The organism is Bradyrhizobium diazoefficiens USDA 110, assembly GCF_000011365.1.
GTDB lineage: Bacteria > Pseudomonadota > Alphaproteobacteria > Rhizobiales > Xanthobacteraceae > Bradyrhizobium > Bradyrhizobium diazoefficiens.
Genome location: NC_004463.1, coordinates 5,325,840 through 5,347,479, shown reverse-complemented (window position 1 = coordinate 5,347,479; position 21,640 = coordinate 5,325,840). Strand labels below are relative to the sequence as shown.

The window sequence follows — 21,640 nt, the reverse complement described above, 5'->3', positions numbered from 1 at the left end:
TCATGAGGGACCGTCAGCTCTGCCGCGGCATGATCTGACGGACGAGAAAGACGGGAACGAGCGTGGCCATGGCAAGGACGACAATGACGGGAGCCACGGCCAGCATCGGTCAACGACCGGTCTGGCGGTCCGGACGGAGGTCCGGCGCCACGTCGGGAGCCACGTCAGGGGGCTTGGGGCCTTGATCCTTGTCGGGCAGCGGATCGGCCTGGGATTTCAGGTCGGCGGCCTTGCTGATCAGCTTGGCGGAGAGGTCAGAATCCGAAGTCGTTCTGGCGAATTCGAGCAGAAGAGAGGCTTGTTTGGTGAGGTAGGTCTTGCCCAACACGATGATACGTCCGTCTGTAGAAGTCCCAACGGACTCAAGAGTCCGGAAGCGGGCATTCCGTTCCCGGAACTCTGTATAAAAATGTACAAAGCGATTTGGTTCCTCATCTCGGCCAGATCGGTTCCGGGAGCTCCCCGGTTTCACCCGCCGGCCGATGCGTCTCGATCAGATTCCCAGCGCCTCGAGCGCGTCGCCGACATCGCGGGGCGAGGTCACATGCACCGCGGTCAATCCGCGCGCCCGCGCTCCCTCGACGTTTTCGGCGAGGTCGTCGAAGAACACGATGCGCCTGGCGGGCACACCGATGGCCGCCACGACATGGTCGAACGCCGCCGCGTCCGGCTTGCGCAGGCCGATGCTGGACGACAGGTACAGCTCGCGGAAATGGCCGAGCAGGTCGGCGTATTCCTTCGAGAAATGGTCGACATGCGGCCGGTTGGTGTTGGAGAAGGCGTAGAGCGGCATCTGCTTCGCCGCACGCGGCAACAGCTCCGCGACATCGGGCATCTCACCCGCGAAGATCGCGTTCCAGCCCTCGAGGAATTGCGCATCCGAGATGCCGATCCCGAGCGAGGCGCGTAGCGAGGCGAAATACTCCTCGTCGCTGATCTTGCCGACCTCGTGCAGCCGATACGCCTCGCTGTCGCGCACATAGCGGGCAATGATCGCCTCCGGCTTGCAGCCGGCGTGTCCCGCCCAGCAGGCGATCGCCTTGGAGAAATCGATGTCGAGCACGACGCGCCCGAGGTCGAACAGAAGCGCATCCGCGCTGCCGGGAGAGAGCGAGGTCATTGCGTCCTTTCGGATCAGTACCGGTAAGGTTCGTGGTCGAACAGCGGGAACGCGCTGAACACGCTCGGCGTGTTCGTCGCGGTGGCCGGATGCAGGCAGGACTTGTTGACCTCGGCGAACGAGGTGGCGCCCAACAGGCCGAGGCAGCGCAGCACCTCGTCCTCCAGAAGCTCCAGCATCCGCGTCACGCCGGCTTCGCCGGCCGCCGCCAGCGCCCAGCATTGCAACCGGCCGATGCCGACGAGGTCGGCGCCCGCCGCGATCGCCTTGACGATGTCGGTGCCGCGGCCGAAGCCGCCATCGACCATGATCTTGGCGCGGCCCTTCACGGCCTCGACGATCTCAGGCAGCACATGCATGGCGCCGCGGCCGTGATCGAGCTGGCGGCCGCCATGGTTGGAGACGTAGATCCATTCGACGCCGTGATCGAGCGCGATCAGGGCGTCCTCGGCGGTGGCGATACCTTTCAGGATCAGCGGAATCTTGAACTTGTCCTTGATCATCTTCACGGTCCGCCATTCCAGGCCTTTCTGGAAATCGCCGCCGGTGGCGCGCAGGCGGCTCTCGCGAACGTAGCGCTTGGCGATGTCACGTTCGCGACGGCTGTAATGGGCGGTGTCGACGGTCAGGCAGAAGGCGGCGTAGGCGTGCTTTTCGGCCCGGCTGACGACATCGGCGACGAAGGCGTCGTCGCCGCGCACGTAGAGCTGGTAGAGACGCAGCGCGTCGGGGGCGGCTGCGGCGGTCTTCTCCAGGCCAGGCTCGGACACCGAGCTCAGCATGTGCGCCGCCCCAAAGGTGCCGGCGGCGCGCGCGACGCTCGCGGCGCCATCCGGATCGAAGATCTCGAGCGCGCCGACAGGGGCGAGCACCACCGGCAGGCGCATCCTGCGGCCGAACTGCTCGACGGAGCCATCGACCTTGCGCACGTCGCGCAGCACGCGCGGGCGAAAAGCGATCTCGTCCAGCGCCATCCGGTTGCGGCGCATCGTGGTCTCGGTCTCGGCGGCGCCGACGATATAGTCCCAGGCATTCTGGTTGAGGTTGGCGCGTGCTTTGCGGATGAATTCGTGCAGATTCTGGAACGGCTCGCTGCTGGCGCCGAGTTCGACGTTCCTTTCCGGCTGGATGCGGGGTTTTTCGTTCATTATTATCCTCCCGAGAATTTGAAGCCTTGTTTCATCGCCTAACCCGTCCGGCTCTCCAAAACCATCCTAAAATCGCATAGCTGCGAGGCGCGGGTCGATCGACCGATTCCTGCTTTGCATGAAACGGTTTCGGAACGTTGCCAAAAGTTTAGGTCCGGGCGAAGGGATTTTTACGGTGTACCCGCCGGCGCGGCGTCCCGGCCTTGAAGAAACCAGAATGGTATTGTGAGAAGCGGGCTGGATCGCCATTTGCATGGCGCCTCCCAAGCCCAAGAGAACCGCCAAGCAAAAAGGCCAGCCTATCCATGCGGAAAACCCTGCTGTTCCCCCTGGGCGCGCTCACCGGAGCGTGTTTGACCCTTCTGGTAGCCAGTCCGCACGGCGGAGTATGGGCGGCACGGGCGGCAGCGGGCGCGGATGATGCCTATTCACAGCTCAACTTGTTCGGCGAAGTCTTCGAGCGCGTGAAGGCGAGCTATGTCGAGAAGCCCGACAACGCCAAGCTGATCGAAGGCGCGATCACCGGCATGGTGACCTCGCTCGATCCGCATTCGCGCTACATGAACGACAAGGCCTGGACCGAGATGCAGGAGACCACCTCCGGCGAGTTCGGCGGGCTCGGCATCGAGGTCACGATGGAGGAGGGCCTGGTCAAGGTCGTCTCGCCGATCGACGACACGCCGGCGTCCAAGGCCGGCATCATGTCCGGCGATCTCATCAGCAAGATCGATGGCGATGCCGTGCAGGGCATGACGCTCGAGCAGGCCGTCAACAAGATGAAGGGCCCGGTCGACACCAAGACCAAGCTCACCATCGTGCGCAAGGGCGCCGACGCCCCGCTTGACATCGCGATCACCCGCGAGATCATCCATGTGCGGCCGGTTCGCTTCCACGTCGAGAATGGCGACATCGGCTATATCCGCGTCACATCGTTCAACGAGCAGACCACCGACGGCCTGAAGAAGGCGATCGCGGCGATCTCCAGGGAGATCCCGCAGGAGAAGCTCGCGGGCTATGTGATGGACCTGCGCAACAATCCGGGCGGCTTGCTCGACCAGGCCGTGTCGGTGTCGAGCGCGTTCCTTCAGCGCGGCGAGGTGGTCTCGACCCGCGGCCGCAATCCGGAGGAAACCCAGCGCTTCACCGCGCATGGTGGCGACCTCACCAAGGGCAAGCCGCTGGTGGTTCTGGTCAATGGCGGCTCGGCTTCGGCCTCGGAGATCGTCGCCGGCGCGCTGCATGACCACAAGCGTGCCACGATCATCGGCACGCGCTCGTTCGGCAAGGGCTCGGTGCAGACCATCATTCCGCTCGGCGCCGGCAATGGCGCGCTGGCGCTGACCACGGCGCGCTACTACACGCCGTCCGGCCGCTCGATCCAGGCCCAGGGCATTGCGCCCGACATCGAGATCCTCCAGGACGTGCCGCCCGAGCTGAAGGGCCGGATGGATACCATGGCGGAGTCCCAGATGCGCGGCCACCTGCAGGCTGCCGACGGCACCGAGCAGACCGGATCGCAGTCCTACGTCCCGCCGAAAGAGGAGGACGACAAGGCCCTGCACGCGGCCTACGACTTCCTGCATGGCGTCACCGCGAATGCGGTCGCGGCCAAGCCCGCGCCGAAGGCTGCGGTGCCGAACTAAATCCTGCGACGTCCAGATAATCGCCCGGGAGCGGATGACCGCTCCCGGGCGAATTCGTTTTGAGGCTGGCGTGTCAAAGGCGGAGCGCCAGGATTTCGAATGTGACCGCTGTCGAAGCACCGAAAGCGGTGAATTGTTGCAATTGATCATCGACCGTAACGACGGCCTCGATGATGTTCACGTTGCCATTGAGGGAGGGTGACGAGGCCTGGATGACACGATCTCCAACCTTGAGGCCCGGCGCAGCGACGGTGCCGGCCGATGACAAGCCGGTAACTGTGACCACGACATATCCGGAAATCTGAGCCATCTTGCGCTCTTTCCTGGAACGAGTTGAACGGACCTCGTCTTACAATCAGTTCAAATCTCAGTCGACGGGTCTGATCAATTGCGAGCTTAGGACATAGGGCTCGCGGTGATCCCGCGGCTCGCAAGCCGCGAGATCACAGCGCGATCGTCATTGCTCCTTCTTCGGGCCCATGTGATGCGGGACTTCCGTCTTCGGTCCGCCGCCGTAATGGTGGCTGCCGCCCGATCCGCTGGTCGATCCGCCATCGCTCTCTTTCTTGCCCATGTGGTGCGGGACCTCGGTCTTGGGCCCGCCCGAATAGTGGTGGCCGTTCTTCTCATCGGTGGTGTTGGTCGTGCTCGTCTGCGCCAAGGCGGGCAACGCGACGAGCGACATGATCGCGGCAGCGACGATCAGCTTGCGGTGACTCATTCTGGTTTCTCCTGTTTGAACTTGTCGAGTTGGTGTCAATCAAGTCCCGGTGGCTTGACTGAGAGGCAACCAAACCCGGAGCGCGATTGTCTAGGTTGAGCAAAATCAAATGTCGACGCGCGCACTTGCGTGCGCCGATGCGTGGATCGTCGAGTTGCAGCAGGCGACGGGAAGCATCGATCTTCTTACAGAAAAAAATTGCATCGATCTCGCGAATTCGATGGCTTCATGTCGTGCCCTCGATCACTTGCAGTGCCGGTAAGAGGCGGTGCTGGAAAGAAGCCGATGTCGATCGAATGACTTGAGGACGAGAGGCGTCTCAACTCATTACAAGACCGCGCGAAAAAAAGATTTGGCCGGTGCATCGCTCGAGTTTGATGTCCGTCAAAAGGGCATCAACGACGCGACCTAGCGTGCCGGCTCGCGAGTGGATAGAGCATCGCGGCGCGGTTGCGATCCGCAAACATCGCGCGAGAATGGGAAGCACGCTCTTGATTGACGAGACGATCCAGGTGGCCGGTCGGCCGCTGCAAGTTGCATTTCTGCTGCGCCGCCGGCTCTGGGAGACGATCACGATCAGATCGGTGCTGGCCAAGCCCCGGCGCGATGTCCGGCTGGATTTGTTTCGCGGTCTGGCGAACTGGCTGATCTTCCTCGGACACATTCCGAATTCGGTGCTGGTCTGGTTCACGACGCGCAATTACGGCTTCAGCGACGGCGCCGATCTGTTCGTGTTGATCTCCGGCTACACCGCGACGTTCGTGTTCGGCACCATGATGATGGAGCGTGGCTTCGTCATCGGGGCAACCCGGCTGCTGCGGCGAGTATGGCAGCTCTATGTCGCCCACCTTCTGCTGTTCTTCGTCTATCTCACCGCCGTGCATTACCTCGCGCACAGGTTCGACGACCTTCACCTGATGGATCAGTTCAACGTCGCGCCGCTGATGGACTTTCCCGTCGAGACGCTCTCGCAAGGCCTGGTCCTCAAGTTCAAGCCGCTCAATCTCGACGTCCTGCCGCTCTACATCGTGCTGATGGCTGCGTTTCCCGTCGTGCTCTGGTTCATGTTGCGATGGCGGAACGCGGTGATGATCAGCTCGTTCGGTCTCTATCTGGCCGCCCGCCATTACGGCTGGAACTTGCCCGCCTATCCGGCCGGGGTCTGGTATTTCAATCCGTTTACCTGGCAACTGCTCTTCGTATTCGGGGCCTGGCTGGCATTGGGAGGGGCGACCGCAAGTCGCTGGCTGCTGTCGTCCCGCACGCTCCTTGTCATGAGCGGCGGCTTTCTGCTCTTCGCGCTTGTGATGACACTGGCCGAGCGAATTCCCGAGCTCAGGGGCTACCTCCCCGAGGGACTCGTCGCCGTCTTCGTACCGAACGACAAGACCAATCTCAGCCCCTATCGGGTCGTTCATCTGGCGAGCCTGGTGCTCATCGTCGTCTCGCTCGTTCCGATCGATTGGCCGGGACTGAAGTCTCCTTTCCTGCAGCCGTTGATTCGATGTGGCCAGCAATCCTTGCCCGTGTTCTGCGTCGGTCTCTTCCTTTCGTTCATCGCGCATTTCCTGCTTGATTTTGGATCGGAGGGAATCCCGGCTCAGCTCATCGTTGGAGCCGCGGGCCTCTGGATCATGACGGGCGTTGCCTACTACCGGACCTGGTCGAAGGGCGTGGACAGAAGCCGCTCGTCCGGGCAGGGCGGGGAGGCGGGCGAATGATAACTTCCGAGTTGGTTTTCACCGAGGACGTGCAGGGCGTCATCCTGCATGGCCTGCACTGGACCGCATCGACGATCGAGCTGCTTGGCGTGGTGGTGATCGTGTGCGGCGTGGTTGCCGCAACGGTCTGGTCGTTGAACGAGATGCGGCGCGGTGCGCCTGCAGACGCATTTCGTTCCTATCGCGCGAACCTCGGTCGCGGCATCCTGCTTGGCCTCGAATTCCTGATTGCCGCCGACATCATCGGAATGGTCGCGATCGTGCCGTCGTTCGACCGGCTCGGCATCCTGGCCTTGATCATCGTGATCCGCACCTTCCTGAGCTTCTCGCTCCAGATTGAAATCGAGGGGCGATGGCCGTGGCGAAGGCATGACAGGGAGGTGAGCGATGCAGCACGCAGCGGCCTTTGACACCTCCGTGCGTAAGAGTTTCCGGCGCGTCGCGTCTATATGGCCTGACCCGCACCTCGCTGCCCTCATCGCCGAAATCGATGAGCAGACGACCATCCGAATCAAACCCTGGAGAATGACCATGAATCGTCCGAAGAAATTTGTCGTGAGCGCAGCCGCCCTTGCCGCCCTCGTGCTGGGTCCGGGTGGACTGTCGTCCGCAGTCGCTGCAACCGATCTGACTCGCGTCGCGATGATGGACGACGACAAGATGTCGAAGATGCCCGCACCGTCGGATTCCAGCGGCAAGATGAATACGGGACAGCCATCGGGTCAGCCGCAGAACATGAGCGGCGGTCAGATGAACGACGACAAGATGAAGATGCCGCCGCAAGGCCAGATGCGGGACTGCCAGGGCGCCGGCTGCCAGGACAATTCCGGCATGATGCAGATGATGCAAATGATGGAGAAGATGATGCGCGGCCAGATGAGTTCGTCTGGCAGCAACGGCGCGATGAGTGGCCCGGCGGACGTGACCGAGCGGCTCGAAGGGCGGATCGCATTTCTGAAGGCGGAATTGCAGATCAGCGACAAGCAGGTTGCCGATTGGAATAATGTGGCGGATGCCTTGCGGTCGAGCCGGCAGCACCTGCTGGATGCGCGCAAGATGCTCGCGATGGATGACAGGCTGGGAAGCGCGGACCGTCTGGAGCATTACGAGCGGCACCTGTCCGAGCGCCTGGAGGCGCTCAAGGCGGCTCGCGTGGCCTTCACGCGGCTCTACGCGTCGTTGAACGAGAGCCAGAAACAGACCGCAGACACGATCCTGCTGCCTCTGATTGCGTCGTTCTGAGCGCTGGAATCGAGAGCGAGATCATGTTCGGTCTGCCCCTTCGATGTCGAGCCGGCCTGTCTGCGCTCGTCGTCCTCACGAGCCAGCTTGTGGCGAATGCCGCGCTCGCATCGGACTTCGGCCTCGGCCGCGCGCATCCGACAGGGCAGGTCGCTCAGGGTTGGGAGCTGGCGCAGGCAGAGGACGACCACGCCGCACATCATCCCGCAGCGTCCGGCTCCGCAGGCGGTGCGGCCGGCGCGCCGCCCGGCGGCGCCACGCCGGGGATGATGGGCGGAATGGACGGCATGATGGGCCGGCCGCGCAAGGAGTTTTATCCGGCATTGATGGAGATGCCGTCGCTGTCCGCCGAACAGCGGAGCAATCTGGAGATCCAGGCGCGCGAGCGGATCAGCGCGGAGACCGATCGCTTGGCGGGTGCTGAGATGGATCTGCGGCACGCCATTGCCGGGAGCGACATCGTTGCCGCGGATCAGGCGGCGCGTCGGCTTCGCGAATCCCTGAACGCCGTCCAGAGTGGCGTGGTCGCGCTGCGCTCGCTGCACGAGGGCAAGCCGCCGCAGCAAATCGCACAGGCCTGGTTCAAATCGCAGATGAACCTCCTGCCTCAGCGCGGCGCCATGGATGCGGATGACGGCACGCCAGGGGTCTCCTGGTTTCACGTCACGACCATGGCGCTGCTGGTGCTGTTCTCGCTCGCGATGCTTGCCGTCTACCTCGCGCGCATGCGCCGGGCGAACGCGCTGGTCGACCGGCTGACGCGCGCTGCGGTCGCTCCGGCTGCTGCCGCGCCCCTCGTGTCCCCGCCGGCCGCCGGCGTGCCGAACGACAAGCCCGAGGCGACATCCTCCCAGGAGACAGATCGCCATCCGCGGCGGGTTGAGGCGAGCCGCTCCTGGAAGGGCAAGCTGAGGATCTGCGCGATCTATCAGGAGACACCGAACGTGAAGACCTTCCGTCTGCAAGCACCAGACGGCGGCGCGATTCCGTTTGCATTCCTGCCGGGACAGTTCCTGACCTATGCCATCGAGATCGACGGACAGGCCGTCAGGCGTTCCTACACGATCGCATCGTCCGCCGCCCAGACCGCCTATGTCGAGACCACGATCAAGCGCGAAGACGGCGGGCTTCTGTCCGACTACATGCATGGCCACCTGAAGGAGGGAGACCTCGTTGAAGTGGCGGGCCCCTCAGGCGCCTTTACATTCACGGGCGTGGAAGCCGACAGCGTCGTCCTGATCGGTGGCGGGGTCGGTATCACGCCGCTGATGGCGGCGATCCGGTATCTCTCGGATATTGCATGGCCCGGCCAGATCTACCTCGTCTATGGCGCGCAGACGACCGAGCAATTCATTTTCCGGGACGAGCTGGAATATCTTCAGCGCAGGATGAGCAATCTGCACGTCGCGGCCACGATGGTGCGGGCCGCGGGCACGTCGTGGATGGGAAGCGAGGGGCAGATCACGGCCGAGTTCCTGACGCAGGCTGTGCCCGATCTCGCCAGACGACGCGTTCACCTGTGCGGTCCGCCCGGAATGATGGACGCGCTCAGAAAGACGTTGATCGGGCTCGGCGTGCCGCGCGAGCAGATCAAGACGGAGGCCTTTGGGCCGGCCCGCGGCGCCGTTCCACCTCCCGGCAAGGTCGCGGCCGAAGCGCAAATGCCGGCCGCCGAGGCGAGCAATCGAGGGGCTGCGACAGTCGGTCCTGCAACAGCCACCATTCGCTTTGCGACATCCGATAAGGTTGTGGCGCTGCCTCCGGACAAGAGCGTCCTGGAGGTGGCCGAGAGCGCGGGCGTTTCGATCGATTATTCCTGTCGGGTCGGGGTCTGCGGCGTCTGCAAGACGCATCTGTTGCAAGGAAACGTCACGATGGAGGTCCAGGACGCCTTGACCGCAGACGATAAGGCGAACGGTCTCATCCTGGCCTGCCAGGCGAGATCGGTCGGAGATCTGGTCGTCGAGGCCTGACATGATGGATGGGAGAGAGCGCCTGATCGCCGACGTCGTTCTGGCGGCCCTGTTGCTGCTGGTGCCGGCTTTCCTGCTGCACTCCGACAGCCGGTTCGCAGGAAGCCTGGCGGGCTTTGTCCTCGGGGCCGGTGCGGCCGTGCTGATGGTTCTCCTTCTCGTGTATCCGATGACGAAATACAGCGTGGGTTTGAAGGTCCTGGTCACGCGAGGCGTGTCGATGCCGACGCTCCTGGCGTTTCACGCCTATGCCGGAATCGTCGCAGCATTCTTCGCGCTTCTGCATACCGGTCACAAGTTTCAAAGTCCGCTTGGGATTGCCCTGGTGACCAGCATGCTGATCGTTGTCGTCACCGGATTTGTCGGGCGGTACTACCTGCCGCAAACCGCGATGGAGCTGCGCCAGCAGCAATCGCATCTGGCGACCTTGAGGTCGGCCTATGAGCACATTGCGTCGGCGATGTCGTCGCCCGATCGTGTGGTCCGTGAGGGGGACGCCGTGCCTGCATCGACGTTGCCGAATGTGCCCCTGCTGCAACTCGTCGATGGTATTTCCGATCTCGAATCGGCTATCGGATCCAGCGAAGCAATCAAGAAGATCTTCCTGAAGTGGATCGGGCTGCATGTCATGGCGGCGATCGTCATGTATGCGCTGCTGGCGGTGCATGTGGCGGCCGAGGTCTATTACGGGCTGCGGTGGCTGGCGTGACGATCAGGGGCGTGCTCTACGCCGTGGTCGCGACACTGGCCGTCGCAAGCGCGGCCGTCGTATCGATCGCTCTCTATCGGGGCAGCTCCGAGCTAGTCCCGGGCTGGACGAGATTTGTGATGCCCGGGCCGCTGTCCGGGAAGCACGCTTTTCTGTCCGACAGATGCGAGAGCTGCCACACGCCGGTCAGGGGCGTCGACGCAGCGGCCTGTATCTCCTGTCACGCGCCTTCCGCCGCGGATCTCGCCAAGCAGTCGACGGCGTTTCATGCCGCGGCGGGCACTCAATGTTCCGGCTGCCATCTCGAGCACATGGGCGAGTTGCGGCCGATCAGGATGGACCACGCGGCACTGCTGCAAGTCGCGGCGGCCGGCTCCGGCACGAAGTTGTTCGACCGGTCCGCAGCCGATCAACTGACTGCGGACCTGAAGGAGTTTCTCGGCCGGCCAAAGTCAGAACGGCGGGAAAAGGCTGCGCTCGACTGTGCCAGCTGCCACAGCAACCGGGAGCCGCACCGCGAATTGCTCGGACGGGACTGCGCGGATTGCCATGGGCTCGTGTCCTGGAAGATCGCCGGTTTCCTGCACCCCTCGCCGACTTCGAGGGACTGCGCCCAATGCCATCAGGCGCCGCCGAGCCACTACATGGGCCACTTCGTCATGATGGATCGGATGATCACGGGACAGGAGCACGCATCGGTCGATCAATGCTTTCTGTGTCACAGAACCGACTCGTTCAACGACATCAAAGGCGTCGGCTGGATGAAGCACCATTGACGGATTCGGTCGCGCGACGGAGAGGGGTGCAATATATTACAGGGCTCGACGAAAGAAATCGGGAGCTGATTTCCGCGCCGCATCTGGCACGGCGCACGACTCTCATCGCCGTTCTTGCAATGTCGAAGCCGCGAGCGTCGTTTTCTGTTGGCCGTCACTGCAACCAGAGCTATATGTTTCCGGTCGGGACAGCAGGTGCAGGGATGATTGGCTTGCGAAAGCCAAGGCGAAGATGGTGGGGATGGCTTGTCGCCATCGCTTACCTGCTCGCGTCGATGACGCCGTCCCTCGCGATCTCGATCTCCCTCGACGTAGTGATGCAGTGCGACCATCCGAGCGATCAGCCTGGAGATGCGCATGAGCACGATCACGCTGGCGGATCGGCAGTACATTCGCATGACGTTGCGATGGCCGGGGATTGCGACGACGACGACCATGACCGGCCCGGCGAGCGGCATGCGACCTGCTGCGGCTCGGTGCTTTGCTTCAGCGCCGTGTGGCCGCAAGCTCCGGCCGTTGCGGAGTTCGTCGTGCCGCGCTCGCGCTGCGAAGCGCAGCCTGACGTGATCGGCGACGAAGGCACGTTCCGTCGCCACTACCGGCCCCCCATCGCCTGAGATAGCTCCTGAAACCCGGACTGCGTCGCTCCAGGTGCGAGCGCGGATCGACTCGTCTGCGAGAGGCACGTTGCCATGCGGATGACGACGATGCGCGCCAGGACCTCACACGCGGCGGAGTGACGGCGCCGGCCTCGGTGCTGTTCCCGCACGCTGCGTGCTGAGAGGAAGAACGCCGAAAGAGCGATCGCCGGTTTGCGGAAACAGAGGTCGCCACGTGAGCGCCGCTGTCGCAGCGATCGCTCGCGCCCCCTGTTCGGGAGGCTGCCGCACCGGCTGATGGCAGCCGCGCCGTCGCGTTCCCGCTCCAACGAAGCGATCTACCGAATGTCATGCAAGGACGATGGGTCATGAAATCGCCGAACGAGAATCTGCCGATGCTGACAGCCGGCTCCCTGGAAGTGCAGGAGGCAGTCGTTCGTGCTGCCCTCGTCGGCAGCTACGATCGCCTTCGCAATTATCTGCAGCGGCGCTTTGGCGGGAAGGCGGAAGCGGAGGAGGTGCTCCAGGCGTTCATGTTGCGTGCACTGGAGCGATCCGGCGATATTCGTGATGCGGACTCGGTTCGAGGCTGGCTGAGCAGGGTTCTGGCCACGTCCATCGCAGACTTTCACCGCCAGGCATCAAGGAGCAGGACTCGCGAGATGCCTTTTCCGCATGAGCTCAACGACCGTCTTGCAGCCGATCAGGATTCCGCTGCGAATGCCGCGGTCTGCGAGTGTCTTCATACCCACCTGTCCCTGCTGAAGCCGGAGCATGCCGAAGTCATCCGAAGGGTGGATCTCGCCGGTGAGCCGCGGGAGCTGGTTGCGGCCGATCTGGGCGTGACCGTCAACAACCTGACCGTCCGCCTTCATCGCGCCCGGCACGCCCTGAAGGTGCGTCTGGAGCAGACCTGCGTTGTGTGTTTGGAGGAAAGCTTCTGGGAATGCCGCTGCGCTGATAACCGAGGTCCGACCTAGCCTGCCTCGCGGCGGCGACTCGCGTTGCCGCCGCGCTGGGCGAGCCGGCTGCGATGCAGTGCGAACAGCTCCAGCACCTTGTCCGCCGGCTTTGCGGCGCTGAACAGATACCCCTGCATTTCGGAGCAGCCGAGCGTGCGGAGCAGGCGCTGCTGCTCCTCGGTCTCGACGCCCTCGGCGGTGGTGGTCATGCGGCGGGCGGCCGCCAGATTGACGACGGCCTGGACGATGCTGGCGGAGCCGTCGGGACCGGCGATGTCGTTGACGAAGCAGCGGTCGATCTTGATCTTGTCGAACGGGAAGCGGTGCAGGTAGCTCAGCGAGGAGTAGCCGGTGCCGAAATCGTCGAGCGCGATGCGCACGCCGATGGCGCGGAGCTGGTGCAGGATCGCCAGCGCGGTGTCGTCGTCGCGGATCAGCACCGCCTCGGTGATCTCGAGCTCGAGCCGGCTGGCCGGAAAATTGGAGGCGGCGAGCGCCGCCATGATCTTCAGCGCCAGCGTGCCGCTCTTGAACTGCACCGGCGAGACGTTGACGGCGAGGCGGATATCGTCGGGCCAGCTTGCGGCGTCGCGGCAGGCGGTGGCCAGCACCCATTCGCCGATCTCGTTGATCAGGCCGGTATCCTCCGCGATCGGGATGAACTCGGCCGGCGAGACCATGCCGCGCTCGGGATGGCGCCAGCGCACCAGTGCCTCGCAGCCGGTGATGCGGTCGTCCTTCAGGCCGAGGCAGGGCTGGTAATAGACCTCGAGGCCGCCTTCGAGCCCCCCTTGGGCGATGGCGTGGCGCAGGTCGATCTCGAGCTGCCGCCGCTCGCGGACCTTGGCGTCCATCTCCGGCTCGAAGAAGCGATAGGTGCGGCGTCCGGCGGATTTGGCGGCGTACATCGCCAGGTCCGCGTTCTTCAGGATTTGATCCAGCACCGTGCCGTGTCCCGGCGCCAGCGCGATGCCGATGCTGGCGTCGGTGGTGAGATGATGGCCCATGCAGTCGAAGGGAGCGCGGATGGCCTGGAAGACCCGGGCGACGAGATCGTTGACCTGGTCCGGCGACGTCACCGCGCCCTGCACGATGGCAAATTCGTCGCCGCCAAGCCGCGCCACGAAATCCGCCGGGCCCGCGCAGCGGCTGAGGCTCGTTGCGACCGATTTCAGGAGCTCGTCGCCGACGAGGTGGCCGAGCGCGTCGTTGACGCCCTTGAACTCGTCGATGTCGATGTAATGCACCGCGATCGCTTCGCCGTCGGTGATGGCGGCCAGCTCCTGGCGCAGATGCTCGTGGAACATGGCGCGGTTGGGCAGGTCGGTCAGCGCGTCATAATGGGCGAGGTGGGTGATGCGCTCCTCGATGCGCCGGCGCTCGGTGATGTCCTCGTGCGTCGCCACCCAGCCGCCGTCCGCGAGCGGCTCGTTGAGGATGTGGATCGAGCGCCCGTCGGCGGTGTCGACCACCATGGAGTTGCGCGCGTGGATGTCGCCCAGCACGCGCGCGACATAGCCGTCGACGTCGCCGGTGAACGAGCCGGTCGCGCTACGGTGGGCGATGATGTCATGGAAGCTGGAGCCGGGCTTCACCACCTCGGGCGACAGGCCGTACATCTCGATATAGCGTTGGTTGCACACCACGAGCCGCTGCTCGGCGTCGAACAGCAGCAGGCCCTGGGTCATGTTGTTGACGGCGCGGTCGAGACGCTGCTTTTCCAGCGTCAGCCGTTCCCGCGAGAGGCGGTGCTGCTCCAGAAGCTTGCGCACGATCGCGATCAGCACGCCGGCGATGGCGAGCGCAGAAGAGGCGGCGACCGAGATCAGGATGCCGATCTGCTCGCGCCAGTCCGTCAGGGCCGCCGCGCGCGTCGTGGTGGCCATCATCAGGATCGGGAAGTGGGGCAGGGCGTGCGAGGCGATCAGGCGGTCCTCGCCGTCGACGGGGCTGACGAAGCGTCCGGCAAAATGGTCGAGGCCGAACACTCGCTGCTGCGAGAACGGGCCGTTCCTGAAGTTCCGCCCCATCAATTCGCCGGAATGCGGGTAGCGGGCGAGCAGCGTGCCGTCACGATGCAGCATCGAGATGGTCGCGCCTTCGCCGAGCACAACGGACTCGAAGAATTTCTCGAAATTGGCCGGCTCGATGCCGCGTCCGACCACGCCCATGAACTCGCCGTTCGGGCCGACGATCTTGCGGACGATCAGGATGGTCCAGGCGCCCGAGATGCGGCTGTGCACCGGCTCGATCAGGACGTCGGGCGCATCGGGGGCATATCGGAAGGCGCGGAAATAGGCGCGGTCGGCGACGTTGACCTTCGGAGCCGGCCACGCCGTCGACGAGTTGATGAGATTGCCTTCGGCGTCGATGACGTTGACGCCGCCCATGTAGGGAAGCGCCTCGATCTTCGAGCGCAGCAGGCGGTGGATGTCCTGGCCGGAAAGGCGCTTGCGATAGTCTTCCGCGCTGGCAATGCCGATCGTGCGAACGTGGTCGACAAAATCCTTCTGGATGACCGCGAAATCCTGCAATTGCTGGTCGAAATGATGGGCGAGCATCAGCACGGTGTTTTCGAGCTCGCGGCCGGAGTTGCGCAGCGCGCGCTCGCGGAAGTTCTGCGCCATCAGGACCGCGCCGACGGCGATCGCGGCGATCAGCAGCGTGCCGCCAACGACCAGCCAGCGGATCGGCCCGCTGCGCACGAAGACCTGGTCAAAGAGGCGACTGCCGTATTTCGTCATCATGTGGATCGTTGCCGCGCACACGCCAGGATCAATTCTTGATCCTCAAAACATCCGTTGGTTTACGGGAACGGTGTGGAGGCGAAGTTAGGAAGCGCGGTTAATGCGACATGAATGCCCACAGGCAAAAGCAATCGATACGCGGGATGCAGGACGTGCAGGAATTGCCGCAAGGATCCTGCGATGCCGGTCAATTCCTGCCGGCCGCACGATGATCAACCAAGGCTTAACCATCTAACATGCTGACGATCCTCAAGCCGGCGTTGGCACGTGATTTGCGAACACGCATGCCAACGATACAGAGAGGGCGCGACGATGAAAAACACCTTGAAGAACTTCCTCGCCGACGAGCGTGGCGCGACCGCGATCGAATACGGGCTCATTGCAGCCGGCATCGCGCTTGCGGTCATCACCGTCGTGAACGGCATGGGCAGCAAGCTCAACACGAAATTCGGATCGATCAGCACTTCGCTGAAGTGAGAACCGCGCGCTCAGGCGCGGTAGTGGCCGGACTTGCCGCCGAGCTTCTCGACGAGATGGATGCCCTCGATGCGCACGCCGCGCTCGACCGCCTTGATCATGTCGTAGATGGTGAGGCAGGCGACGGACACGGCCGTGAGCGCCTCCATCTCGACGCCGGTCGGGCCCGTCACCTTCACGCTGGCACGGACGAGGCAGCCCGGCAGCTTCGCGTCGGGCTCGATATCGACCGTGACCTTCGACAGCGCGAGCGGATGGCAGAGCGGGATCAGCTCCGAGGTGCGCTTGGCGGCCATGATGCCGGCGATGCGCGCGGTGCCGAGCACGTCGCCCTTCTTGGCATTGCCCGAGACGATCAGGTCCAGCGTTGCCCTTGTCATGAGGACGCGGCCTTCCGCGACCGCAAGCCGTTCGGTCGCGGGCTTGTCCGAGACGTCCACCATCCGTGCCTCGCCGGTGGCGCCGATATGGGTGAGGGCAGGGCCGGACTTCGCTTTTGACGGCCTTGTCTTGGACGGCTTGCGCGCCATGTCAGCGCGTACCGGTCGCGCGGGCTGTCGTCTCGCGCGCGAGCAGCGTACGCGTGGCGGCGGTCACGTCGGCCTGCCGCATCAGGCTCTCGCCGACCAGGAAGGTCGACATGCCGACGCGCTCGAGCCGGGCGAGGTCTGCGGGCGTGAAGATGCCGCTCTCGCCGACCATCAGCCGGTCCCCGGGGATCAGCGGCGCCAACGCTTCGCTGGTCGCGAGCGTGGTCTCGAAGGTGCGCAGGTTGCGGTTGTTGACGCCGATCATCGGCGAGCGCAGCTTGAGCGCGCGGTCGAGCTCGGCGCGGTCATGGATCTCGATCAGCACATCCATGCCAAAGGCGATAGCTGTGTCTTCCAGGTCCTTGGCGGTGGCGTCGTCGAGCGCGGCCATGATGATCAGGATGCAGTCGGCGCCATGCGCGCGGGCTTCGACCACCTGATAGGCGTCGAACATGAAGTCCTTGCGCAGCACCGGCAGTGACGTCGCCGCACGCGCGGCCACCATGAAGTCGAGATGGCCCTGGAACGACGGCGTGTCCGTCAGCACCGAAAGGCAGGCGGCGCCGCCCGCCTCATAGGCCTTGGCGAGCTGTGGCGGATCGAAATCGGCGCGGATCAGCCCCTTCGACGGCGAGGCCTTCTTGACCTCGGCGATCAGCGCGAAGTCGCCATTGGTGTGCTTGGCCTTGATGGCGCGCAGGAAGCCGCGCGGTGCTCCTTGCGCCTTGGCCGTTGCTTCGACGACGGAGAGCGGCTGCGCGCGCTTGGCGGCGGCGATCTCTTCGCGCTTGTACGTCTCGATCTTGGTCAGGATGTCCGACATGTCAGGCTCAGCCGTTGGAGACCGCGATCAGATGCTTCAGTCGCGCGTTCGCTGCGCCGCTGTCGAGCGATTTCGCGCCGAGCGCGACGCCCTCCTTGAGGTCCTTGGCACGCCCGGCCACGACCAGCGCGGCGGCCGCGTTCATCAGCGCCACGTCGCGGTAGGCGCTCGGCTTGCCGTTGAGCACGCTTTGCAGCGCAATCGCATTGGCGTCGGCGTCACCGCCCTTGAGCGCACCGGGCTCGCAGCGCGGCAGTCCCGCCTCCTCCGGCGTCACCTCGAAGTTCCTGATCTCCCCATTGTGGAGCGAGGATACGAAAGTCGGGCCGGTGAGGGTGATTTCGTCGAGGCCGTCGGAGCCGTGCACCACCCAGGCGGATTCAGAGCCGAGGTTCTTGAGCACCTGCGCCAGCGGCTGCACCCATTGCCGCGAGAACACGCCGACCATCTGCCGCTTCACACCGGCCGGATTGGACAACGGGCCGAGCAGGTTGAAGATCGTGCGGGTGGCGAGCTCGACCCGGGTCGGGCCGACATTCTTCATCGCGGGATGATGGGCAGGGGCGAACATGAAGCCGATGCCGCATTCGCGCACGCAGCGCCCGACCTGCTCCGGCCTGAGGTCGATCCTCACCCCGAGCGAAGCCAGCACGTCGGCGGCGCCCGAGCGCGACGACAGCGCGCGGTTGCCGTGCTTGGCCACCGGCACTCCGGCACCCGAGACGATGAATGAGGCGCAGGTCGAGACGTTGACCGAGCCGGAGCCGTCGCCGCCGGTGCCGACGATGTCGACGGCGTCCGGCGGTGCCGTCACGGTCAGCATCTTGGAGCGCATCGCCGCGACCGCGCCGGTGATCTCGTCAACGGTCTCGCCGCGCACCCGCAGCGCCATCAAGAGGCCACCCATCTGCGAGGGCGTGGCTTCGCCCGACATCATGGCGTCGAAGGCGGAAGCCGCTTCGTCACGCGACAGGCTGGCACCGGTCGCCACTTTTCCAATGATCGATTTCAGGTCGTCCATCGCGTGCTTTCAACTCACTGGTTCGCGCCGGTCACCTGCGCGAAGGCGGCCTGATTAATGGTGGTCCCGATGTCGGTTTCAAGCTTGTTGACGTAGGAAGCGACCTGCTCCTCGGTCTGCGCCCGGTCGAGGCTCTCCTTCAGCTTCTTCACCGCGTCGGAGGCGGCGTCGACCGTGGGATCGACGATGTCGGTGACGCGGAAGACGATCACCTCGCTGCCGCCGCTCACGGGCGTCTGTCCGACGCCGTCCTTGGCGGTGCGGAAGGCGGCCGCAACGACGGTCGCGGGCACGCCGGCGGGCGAGTCGTCGCGCTTGAAGCCGGTCGCGGTCTCGACCTTGGCGCCGACCGCGGCGGCTTCATCGGCAAGCTTGCCGCCCGCTTCGAGCTTCTGCACCATCTCGGTGGCCTTGGCCTTCAGCTTGGTCGCGATCTGGTCCTGGCGCCAGCGCGCCTCGACCTGGTCGCGGACCTCGTCGAGGTTGCGATCGCGCGAGGGCGTGATAGCGAGCACGTCGTACCAGACGTAGCCGCCCTTGAACGAGATCGCGTCATTGTCGACGCCGACGTCGGTATTGAAGGCCTGCGATACCACGTCGAGGCCCGGCGGGATGTTGGCGACCGGCTGGCCGTTCGGGGCGCGGCCGGAGCGGTCGACGGCGTCGATGGTGACGGCGGTGAGGCCGAGCTTCTGCGCCGCGTCGATCACGCTGGCGCCGCCACCGCGCTCGTCTTCCATCTTGTCGCGGAGATCGGCGACCTTGACGCGCGCGCGCTCGGTGGCGATCTCGCGCTTGATGTCGCCGACGAGGCTGGCGTAGTTCGCCTCGACGCCCGGCTCGATCTTGTCGACCTTGACGATCGCGGTGCCGAGACGGCCTTGGATCGGCTGGCTGATTTCACCTGCGGGGAGCGCGAAGGCGGCATCGCCAACCGCCGGGTCGAGCGACGATTTGGTCACGAGCCCGAGATCGACGTCGGATGCGCTCAGTCCGCGCTCCTTGCCGAGATCCTCGAACGACATTCCGCCGGCGAGGCGCTCGCGCGCGGTCTGCGCCTCGGCCGCGTTGGGAAACACGATCTGGTGGATCTGGCGCTTCTCGGGCGTGCCGAGCCGGTCCTTGCGCTGGTCGAACAGTTTCTTCGCGTCCTCGTCGGAGACTTCGCTCCACTTGCCGATCTCTTCCGGCGAGATCACGACGAAGGCGATCTTGCGATATTCGGGCGCGCGGAACTGGACCTTGTGATCCTCGAAATAGGCGGCGAGCGCCTCGGGCGAGGGCGCATCGATGGTACCTGCCTGCGCGGCGTCGAGCCGTGCGAACTCAATGGCGCGCTGCTCGTTCTGGAAGCGCGTCAGCACGTCGATCATCGCCTTCGGCGGCTCGAGACCCGCGCCGATCGTGCCGGTGAGCTGCCGCCGCAGCGACACCTTGCGCTGCTCGGACACGTAGCGCTGCTCGGTATAGCCGAAGTTGCGGATCACGGCCTGGAAGCGGTTCGCATCGAAGCTGCCGCCGACGCCCTTGAAGTTGGGGTCGTTCATGATGACCTGGCGGATCTGGTCGTCAGACTGGCCGAGCCCGAGCCGGCGCGCCTCTTCGTCGAGGGCGGCTTCCGCGATCGTCTGCTGGAGCACCTGACGGTCGAGGCCGAAGGCGCGGGCCTGATCAGGCGTCAGCGGACGGCCGAACTGGCGGCTGATCTGTTGCAGGCGGTCGGTATAGATCTGGCGGAACTCGTTCAGCGAAATCTCGGTTCGGCCGATCTTGGCCACCGTGGACTGTCCGAAGCCGCGGAAGATGTCGGCGATGCCCCAAATGCCGAAACTGATGATCAACACGCCCATCACCACGGCCATAATGGTCTTGCCGAGCCAGTTTGATGAGGCCTTGCGCATTCCTCGAAGCATTTGGTCCAACTTGTTTGGCAGGAGGGGAACGGGAGCGCGTCTTAATGCAGATTCCGCAAAAGCGCGTCACCAAATTGATAGATCATCATAAAGTGGCGGCTTTCCCCCCGCAACCTCAGGTCACGCGGCCTCGCGAAGCTGCGGTTAAAAGCCCTTAGGTCTCTGGAACTGCCGCAGCACCTCTGCTAGCGCATGCACAAACCTCATTTTGCTGGAAATTGACATGACCGACGCCATCCGACCGCTGATCGCCGGCAACTGGAAAATGAACGGCCTGAAGGCCTCCGCTGCCGAATTCGACGCCATGCTCAATGGCGCGGCAGACGTGGCCACCAAGGCCGATCTGCTGGTCTGCCCGCCGGCGACCCTGATCGCGGCCTTTGCCGACAAGGCGCGCGGCAAGAAGGTCGCGGTTGGGGCCCAGGATTGCCACCCCAAGGCCTCCGGCGCCCATACCGGCGATATCGCCGCCGAAATGCTCGCGAATGCGGGCGCGACCGCCATCATCGTCGGCCATTCCGAGCGCCGCGCCGACCATGGCGAGGGCGATGCTTTGGTGCGGCAGAAGGCGGAAGCCGCCTGGCGGGCCGGGGTGACGGCGATCGTCTGCATCGGCGAGACGCAAGCCCAGCGCGATGCCGGCCAGACCCTGGACATCCTGCGCGGCCAGCTCGACGGCTCGCTGCCGGACGGCTCTACCGCGGCCAACCTGGTCGTGGCCTATGAGCCCGTCTGGGCAATCGGCACCGGCCTGACCCCCACAGTCCAGGATGTCGAGCAGATTCATGGGTTTATCCGGGAGTTCCTGACCTCCCGGTTTAGCGTGGACGGGGCGAAGATGCGGATCCTCTATGGCGGTTCGGTCAAGCCCTCGAACGCGGCCGAGCTGATGGCCGTGAAGAACGTCAACGGAGCTCTGGTCGGCGGCGCCAGCCTCAAGGCGGCCGATTTCCTTGCGATCGCCAAGGGCTGCCCCTAGCTAACCCAAACCGTTGGTCCGGACCCGATCGGGGGTGGCAATGCCGTTTCCGATCGTGTAACACCGCGCAACTTCAGGAAAACCCGCGAAGCGCGATCGGCCGCCGTCTCGGCGCTGTCGGCTTGTGACGGAAGGGCACTATGCAGACTGTTGTCATCGTCATCCATCTCATGATCGTCGCCGTCATGATCGGCGCCGTCCTGCTCCAGAAGTCGGAAGGCGGCGGCCTCGGCATGGGCGGAGGCGCGGGCTTCATGTCGAGCCGCGGCACCGCGAATCTTCTGTCGCGGACGACCGCGATCCTCGCCGCCGGCTTCTTCGTGACCAGCCTGTTCCTGTCCTGGTACGCCGGCTACAACCGCGCGCCTTCGTCGATCATTGGCCAGCCGGCATCGCAGGGCCAGCCGGCCGGCGGATCGCCGATTGCGCCGCCGACCTCGGGCGGCATCCTGGATTCGCTGAAGAAGGCCGACGAGCAGCAGCAGGCTCCGGCAGCGCCGAGCGGCCCGCAGGTGCCTCGCTCGCAATAAAGCAGG

Annotated in this window: 22 protein-coding genes; 12 read left to right on the top strand and 10 right to left on the bottom strand. The window is 64.6% G+C overall.

The genetic code is table 11. The features are described from left to right. Window positions 1–109 precede the first annotated feature (109 nt). From BJA_RS24245 to BJA_RS24235, 3 genes are all read right to left on the bottom strand, one after another. Window positions 110–328: a hypothetical protein gene (locus BJA_RS24245; protein ID WP_038967214.1), complete on the bottom strand. Its 219-nt coding sequence runs from the start codon at window positions 326–328 to the stop codon at window positions 110–112. A 165-nt stretch (window positions 329–493) separates the two neighbouring features. Next, a complete protein-coding gene (locus BJA_RS24240) occupies window positions 494–1,120 on the bottom strand; it encodes an HAD family hydrolase (protein ID WP_011087592.1) in 627 nt (208 codons plus the stop codon). Between the two features lie 14 nt (window positions 1,121–1,134). Then, entirely contained in the window at window positions 1,135–2,268 is a 1,134-nt protein-coding gene (locus BJA_RS24235; RefSeq protein WP_011087591.1) for an alpha-hydroxy acid oxidase, read from the bottom strand. A 305-nt stretch (window positions 2,269–2,573) separates the two neighbouring features. Between BJA_RS24235 and BJA_RS24230 the strand changes: the two genes are divergently transcribed. Next, window positions 2,574–3,911 carry a S41 family peptidase gene (locus tag BJA_RS24230; RefSeq protein WP_011087590.1) on the top strand — a complete coding sequence of 446 codons (1,338 nt, stop codon included), beginning with the start codon at window positions 2,574–2,576 and terminating at the stop codon, window positions 3,909–3,911. Window positions 3,912–3,984: 73 nt separating this feature from the next. Here BJA_RS24230 and BJA_RS24225 read toward each other — a convergent pair whose 3' ends face one another. Together BJA_RS24225 and BJA_RS24220 are read right to left on the bottom strand one after the other, a co-directional pair. Next, entirely contained in the window at window positions 3,985–4,221 is a 237-nt protein-coding gene (locus BJA_RS24225; RefSeq protein WP_011087589.1) for a hypothetical protein, read from the bottom strand. Between the two features lie 147 nt (window positions 4,222–4,368). Further along, window positions 4,369–4,632 carry a hypothetical protein gene (locus BJA_RS24220; RefSeq protein WP_060912373.1) on the bottom strand — a complete coding sequence of 88 codons (264 nt, stop codon included), beginning with the start codon at window positions 4,630–4,632 and terminating at the stop codon, window positions 4,369–4,371. A gap of 491 nt (window positions 4,633–5,123) precedes the next feature. Between BJA_RS24220 and BJA_RS24215 the strand changes: the two genes are divergently transcribed. The 8 genes from BJA_RS24215 (at window position 5,124) to BJA_RS24180 (ending at window position 12,632) form a co-directional block, all read left to right on the top strand. Further along, window positions 5,124–6,353, top strand: a complete 1,230-nt coding sequence (locus tag BJA_RS24215) for an OpgC domain-containing protein (protein ID WP_063921624.1) — start codon at window positions 5,124–5,126, stop codon at window positions 6,351–6,353. Next, on the top strand, window positions 6,350–6,763 hold the full coding sequence (locus tag BJA_RS24210; RefSeq protein WP_011087586.1) for a DUF1622 domain-containing protein: 414 nt from the start codon (window positions 6,350–6,352) through the stop codon (window positions 6,761–6,763). The genes BJA_RS24215 and BJA_RS24210 overlap by 4 nt, the downstream gene beginning before the upstream one ends. After that, entirely contained in the window at window positions 6,741–7,595 is an 855-nt protein-coding gene (locus tag BJA_RS24205; RefSeq protein WP_011087585.1) for a Spy/CpxP family protein refolding chaperone, read from the top strand. The genes BJA_RS24210 and BJA_RS24205 overlap by 23 nt, the downstream gene beginning before the upstream one ends. A gap of 23 nt (window positions 7,596–7,618) precedes the next feature. Further along, entirely contained in the window at window positions 7,619–9,568 is a 1,950-nt protein-coding gene (locus tag BJA_RS24200) for an FAD-binding oxidoreductase (protein ID WP_011087584.1), read from the top strand. A 1-nt stretch (window position 9,569) separates the two neighbouring features. Further along, window positions 9,570–10,277, top strand: coding sequence for an iron reductase (locus BJA_RS24195; protein ID WP_011087583.1), 708 nt, complete (start codon window positions 9,570–9,572; stop codon window positions 10,275–10,277). Window positions 10,278–10,396: 119 nt separating this feature from the next. Continuing rightward, complete coding sequence (locus tag BJA_RS24190; RefSeq protein ID WP_236842063.1) at window positions 10,397–11,053, top strand: class III cytochrome C family protein; 657 nt, start codon at window positions 10,397–10,399, stop codon at window positions 11,051–11,053. Further along, window positions 11,050–11,670, top strand: coding sequence for a hypothetical protein (locus BJA_RS24185; RefSeq protein ID WP_133415021.1), 621 nt, complete (start codon window positions 11,050–11,052; stop codon window positions 11,668–11,670). The genes BJA_RS24190 and BJA_RS24185 overlap by 4 nt, the downstream gene beginning before the upstream one ends. A 350-nt stretch (window positions 11,671–12,020) precedes the next feature. Continuing rightward, the gene (locus BJA_RS24180) at window positions 12,021–12,632 is read left to right on the top strand and encodes an RNA polymerase sigma factor (protein ID WP_028171794.1); all 612 of its coding nucleotides are present in this window, start codon (window positions 12,021–12,023) and stop codon (window positions 12,630–12,632) included. On the opposite strand, the gene BJA_RS24175 is transcribed toward BJA_RS24180, so the two are convergent. Continuing rightward, window positions 12,629–15,361 carry a bifunctional diguanylate cyclase/phosphodiesterase gene (locus BJA_RS24175; protein ID WP_038967221.1) on the bottom strand — a complete coding sequence of 911 codons (2,733 nt, stop codon included), beginning with the start codon at window positions 15,359–15,361 and terminating at the stop codon, window positions 12,629–12,631. The two genes, BJA_RS24180 and BJA_RS24175, sit on opposite strands and share 4 nt — an antisense overlap. Window positions 15,362–15,673: 312 nt before the next feature. Here BJA_RS24175 and BJA_RS24170 point away from each other — a divergent pair, with 312 nt between their 5' ends. Then, a complete protein-coding gene (locus tag BJA_RS24170; protein WP_028171796.1) occupies window positions 15,674–15,838 on the top strand; it encodes a Flp family type IVb pilin in 165 nt (54 codons plus the stop codon). An 11-nt stretch (window positions 15,839–15,849) separates the two neighbouring features. On the opposite strand, the gene moaC is transcribed toward BJA_RS24170, so the two are convergent. From moaC to BJA_RS24150, 4 genes are read right to left on the bottom strand one after another with little or no spacing between them, the layout of a single operon-like run. Continuing rightward, complete coding sequence (gene moaC / locus BJA_RS24165) at window positions 15,850–16,368, bottom strand: cyclic pyranopterin monophosphate synthase MoaC (RefSeq protein WP_011087579.1); 519 nt, start codon at window positions 16,366–16,368, stop codon at window positions 15,850–15,852. Between the two features lies 1 nt (window position 16,369). Continuing rightward, complete coding sequence (trpC, locus tag BJA_RS24160) at window positions 16,370–17,191, bottom strand: indole-3-glycerol phosphate synthase TrpC (protein ID WP_011087578.1); 822 nt, start codon at window positions 17,189–17,191, stop codon at window positions 16,370–16,372. Window positions 17,192–17,198: 7 nt separating this feature from the next. Continuing rightward, window positions 17,199–18,212, bottom strand: coding sequence for an anthranilate phosphoribosyltransferase (gene trpD, locus BJA_RS24155; protein ID WP_011087577.1), 1,014 nt, complete (start codon window positions 18,210–18,212; stop codon window positions 17,199–17,201). A gap of 14 nt (window positions 18,213–18,226) precedes the next feature. After that, window positions 18,227–20,125, bottom strand: coding sequence for a SurA N-terminal domain-containing protein (locus BJA_RS24150; RefSeq protein ID WP_011087576.1), 1,899 nt, complete (start codon window positions 20,123–20,125; stop codon window positions 18,227–18,229). Window positions 20,126–20,348: 223 nt separating this feature from the next. Here BJA_RS24150 and tpiA point away from each other — a divergent pair, with 223 nt between their 5' ends. Together tpiA and secG are read left to right on the top strand one after the other, a co-directional pair. After that, entirely contained in the window at window positions 20,349–21,104 is a 756-nt protein-coding gene (tpiA, locus tag BJA_RS24145) for a triose-phosphate isomerase (RefSeq protein WP_011087575.1), read from the top strand. Between the two features lie 140 nt (window positions 21,105–21,244). Further along, a complete protein-coding gene (secG, locus tag BJA_RS24140) occupies window positions 21,245–21,634 on the top strand; it encodes a preprotein translocase subunit SecG (RefSeq protein ID WP_011087574.1) in 390 nt (129 codons plus the stop codon). Window positions 21,635–21,640: the final 6 nt, after the last annotated feature.

Excerpts from the sequence above, each read along its gene's own strand:
- tpiA (WP_011087575.1), top strand. The coding sequence starts at position 20,349 with ATGACCGACGCCATCCGACCGCTGATCGCCGGCAACTGGAAAATGAAC.
- BJA_RS24150 (WP_011087576.1), bottom strand. The coding sequence starts at position 20,125 with ATGCTTCGAGGAATGCGCAAGGCCTCATCAAACTGGCTCGGCAAGACC.
- BJA_RS24205 (WP_011087585.1), top strand. The coding sequence starts at position 6,741 with ATGCAGCACGCAGCGGCCTTTGACACCTCCGTGCGTAAGAGTTTCCGG.
- BJA_RS24195 (WP_011087583.1), top strand. The coding sequence starts at position 9,570 with ATGATGGATGGGAGAGAGCGCCTGATCGCCGACGTCGTTCTGGCGGCC.
- BJA_RS24235 (WP_011087591.1), bottom strand. The coding sequence starts at position 2,268 with ATGAACGAAAAACCCCGCATCCAGCCGGAAAGGAACGTCGAACTCGGC.
- BJA_RS24240 (WP_011087592.1), bottom strand. The coding sequence starts at position 1,120 with ATGACCTCGCTCTCTCCCGGCAGCGCGGATGCGCTTCTGTTCGACCTC.
- BJA_RS24190 (WP_236842063.1), top strand. The coding sequence starts at position 10,397 with ATGCCCGGGCCGCTGTCCGGGAAGCACGCTTTTCTGTCCGACAGATGC.
- BJA_RS24170 (WP_028171796.1), top strand. The coding sequence starts at position 15,674 with ATGAAAAACACCTTGAAGAACTTCCTCGCCGACGAGCGTGGCGCGACC.
- moaC (WP_011087579.1), bottom strand. The coding sequence starts at position 16,368 with ATGGCGCGCAAGCCGTCCAAGACAAGGCCGTCAAAAGCGAAGTCCGGC.
- BJA_RS24210 (WP_011087586.1), top strand. The coding sequence starts at position 6,350 with ATGATAACTTCCGAGTTGGTTTTCACCGAGGACGTGCAGGGCGTCATC.
- BJA_RS24230 (WP_011087590.1), top strand. The coding sequence starts at position 2,574 with ATGCGGAAAACCCTGCTGTTCCCCCTGGGCGCGCTCACCGGAGCGTGT.
- secG (WP_011087574.1), top strand. The coding sequence starts at position 21,245 with ATGCAGACTGTTGTCATCGTCATCCATCTCATGATCGTCGCCGTCATG.
- BJA_RS24220 (WP_060912373.1), bottom strand. The coding sequence starts at position 4,632 with ATGAGTCACCGCAAGCTGATCGTCGCTGCCGCGATCATGTCGCTCGTC.
- BJA_RS24175 (WP_038967221.1), bottom strand. The coding sequence starts at position 15,361 with ATGATGACGAAATACGGCAGTCGCCTCTTTGACCAGGTCTTCGTGCGC.
- BJA_RS24200 (WP_011087584.1), top strand. The coding sequence starts at position 7,619 with ATGTTCGGTCTGCCCCTTCGATGTCGAGCCGGCCTGTCTGCGCTCGTC.
- trpD (WP_011087577.1), bottom strand. The coding sequence starts at position 18,212 with ATGGACGACCTGAAATCGATCATTGGAAAAGTGGCGACCGGTGCCAGC.
- BJA_RS24225 (WP_011087589.1), bottom strand. The coding sequence starts at position 4,221 with ATGGCTCAGATTTCCGGATATGTCGTGGTCACAGTTACCGGCTTGTCA.
- BJA_RS24180 (WP_028171794.1), top strand. The coding sequence starts at position 12,021 with ATGAAATCGCCGAACGAGAATCTGCCGATGCTGACAGCCGGCTCCCTG.
- trpC (WP_011087578.1), bottom strand. The coding sequence starts at position 17,191 with ATGTCGGACATCCTGACCAAGATCGAGACGTACAAGCGCGAAGAGATC.